A 2,233-nucleotide genomic window follows, 5' to 3' on the forward strand; every position below is an offset into this window, starting at 1 on the left:
CCCATGCTGGCGGGCTCCCACCGCGGCACTCGGGTCGGCGCCTGCACCGATTGCCGCCGCTACTGGGCCGCCTATCGCGGCAATGACATCGACAACGAAGAGATCAACGAGGTAAACGACAAGCTGGTGCCCACCGTCGGCACCTGCTCGGTGATGGGCACGGCGAGCACCATGGCCTGTCTGGCCGAGACCCTGGGCATCATGCTGCCCAACAGCGCCACCGCCCCGGCCGTGTATGCTGACCGCCAGCGCATCGCCGAGCAATCCGGCGCCCAGGCCGTGCAACTCGCCAAGACCGGCGTCACCCCGACGCAGATACTCACCCCCCAGGCCTTCGAGAACGCACTACGCGTGCTGCTCGCCCTGGGCGGCTCCACCAACGGTCTGATCCACCTCACCGCCATCGCCGGCCGCCTCGGCATCGACATCGACCTCGAGGCCTTCGACCGCATGAGCCAGGAAACCCCTGTGCTCGTCGACCTCAAGCCCTCCGGCGAGGGCTACATGGAAGATCTTCACAGTGCCGGCGGCCTGCCCACCCTGCTGCGTGAGTTGGCCCCACTGCTGCACCTGGACGCCATGACGATCAACGGCCGCACATTGGGCGAAAACATCGACGCCGCGGTTCACCTAATCGACCAGAAGGTGGTGCGGCCGAGGGCCAAGCCACTCTACGCTCAGGGCGGTATCGCCGTGCTGCGTGGCAACCTGGCCCCCGCCGGTGCCATCATCAAGCAGTCGGCCGCCTCCCCCGAGCTGATGACGCATCGCGGGCGTGCCGTGGTTTTCACCGGACTGGAAGACTTGGCCGAACGCATCGATGCTCCGGACCTCGACGTACAGGCCGACGATGTTCTGGTACTGCAGAATATCGGGCCCAAGGGGGCGCCCGGCATGCCCGAGGCAGGCTACATCCCGATACCGAAGAAGCTCGCCGCCCAGGGCGTCAAGGACATGGTGCGGATCTCCGACGGGCGCATGAGCGGCACCGCCGCGGGCACCATCGTGCTGCATGTCTCGCCCGAATCCGCCGAGGGCGGTCCGCTCGGGCTGGTCCGCGACGGCGACATCATTTCCCTGGACGTGCGCGACAACCATCTCAGCCTGGAGGTGGACGACGCCGAGCTCCAGGCCCGGCGCCAAGCGTTTCAGGCGAAGACGTCCAGCGAGCCCCTGCTGGGCTACCGACGGCTGTTCATGGAGCAGATCCTACAGGCCGAGGAAGGCTGCGACTTCCGCGCCTGCCGCCCGGTATCCACCTGCAAGGTTCCTGGAGGCCATGAAGCCTGAAGGCGCTCTTGATATACTGGGTGAGCGTCGCCGGTCCAGGTATCGGCGAGCTCTCCATTCTGTCGATGCCCGGTGGGGATGCGAACATGAGTCGAACTGCAGCAACCCTCGAGTCGCGTAACTCCGAGACCACGGACCCTGCCGCGGTGGTCAGCGTCGACGACATCGTGGCAGCCGTGGAGGAGGACATCGTGCTCGGCCGCCTGCATCCCAAGGAGAGACTGGTCGAGGAAGCGATGATGGAGCGCTTCGACTGCAAGCGACACGTGGTCAGGCAGGCGCTCTTCCAACTCGAGAGCATCGGCCTGGTCGAACGCATCAAGAACCGTGGCGCCTTCGTCAAGAGCTATCCCCCCGAGGAAGTCGAGCATCTCTATGCCATGCGCGAGATCCTCGAGCTCGCCGCGGTCGAGGCCCTCCCTCTTCCAGCCCCGCCCGAGTGGCTGGCGGAGTTGGAGGACATCCACCGACGCTACAGCGAGGCTGTCGATGCCCACGACCTTCGCCAGGTCTTCCACCTCAACATCGCCTTCCATCGCACCCTGTTTCGTGCCGCCGACAACCCCTTCCTGTACGAAACGATCAACGAGTTCGCCCAGAAGGCCCACGGCATCCGCTTCATCGCCATTGCCGACAAGGATTCCCTTGCGCAGGCCCGCCGGGAACACCAGACGATGATCGACGCAATACGCGATCAGGACCGAGAACGCCTCGCCCGGCTATGCCGCGAACACCTTCTGCCTTCCAAGAACCGCTACCTGAGCCTATACCAGCACGCTTTCAAGTGATGGCGCGGTGAAGACGCCAATGGGTAGACTGCAAGGACTATCCCATTCATGGAGGGCGCCATGCCCCGGTCACTCGTCCACCTGAAGCCATGCACGGAATATGTAAAGGCAGCACCTGATAACCGGTATCAAGCTCAGTCAAACCTTGGAGTGAA

The 2,233-nt window shown here is 64.6% G+C and carries 2 protein-coding genes; both read left to right on the top strand.

Going from position 1 to position 2,233, the window contains the following annotated elements; genetic code table 11:
- Positions 1–1,290: dihydroxy-acid dehydratase (locus ACESMD_RS12635; RefSeq protein WP_372613695.1), on the top strand; the 1,290-nt coding region annotated here is incomplete at its 5' end.
- 86 nt (positions 1,291–1,376) lie between these two features.
- Positions 1,377–2,078, top strand: coding sequence for a GntR family transcriptional regulator (locus ACESMD_RS12640; RefSeq protein ID WP_372613697.1), 702 nt, complete (start codon positions 1,377–1,379; stop codon positions 2,076–2,078).
- The last annotated feature ends 155 nt before the right edge of the window (positions 2,079–2,233 follow it).

Origin of the sequence: Halomonas sp. (assembly GCF_041689495.1) — a bacterium.
Taxonomy (GTDB): domain Bacteria; phylum Pseudomonadota; class Gammaproteobacteria; order Pseudomonadales; family Halomonadaceae; genus Halomonas.

Bases quoted from the DNA above. Each gene is read 5' to 3' on its own strand.
- ACESMD_RS12640 (WP_372613697.1), top strand. From the start codon at position 1,377: ATGAGTCGAACTGCAGCAACCCTCGAGTCGCGTAACTCCGAGACCACG.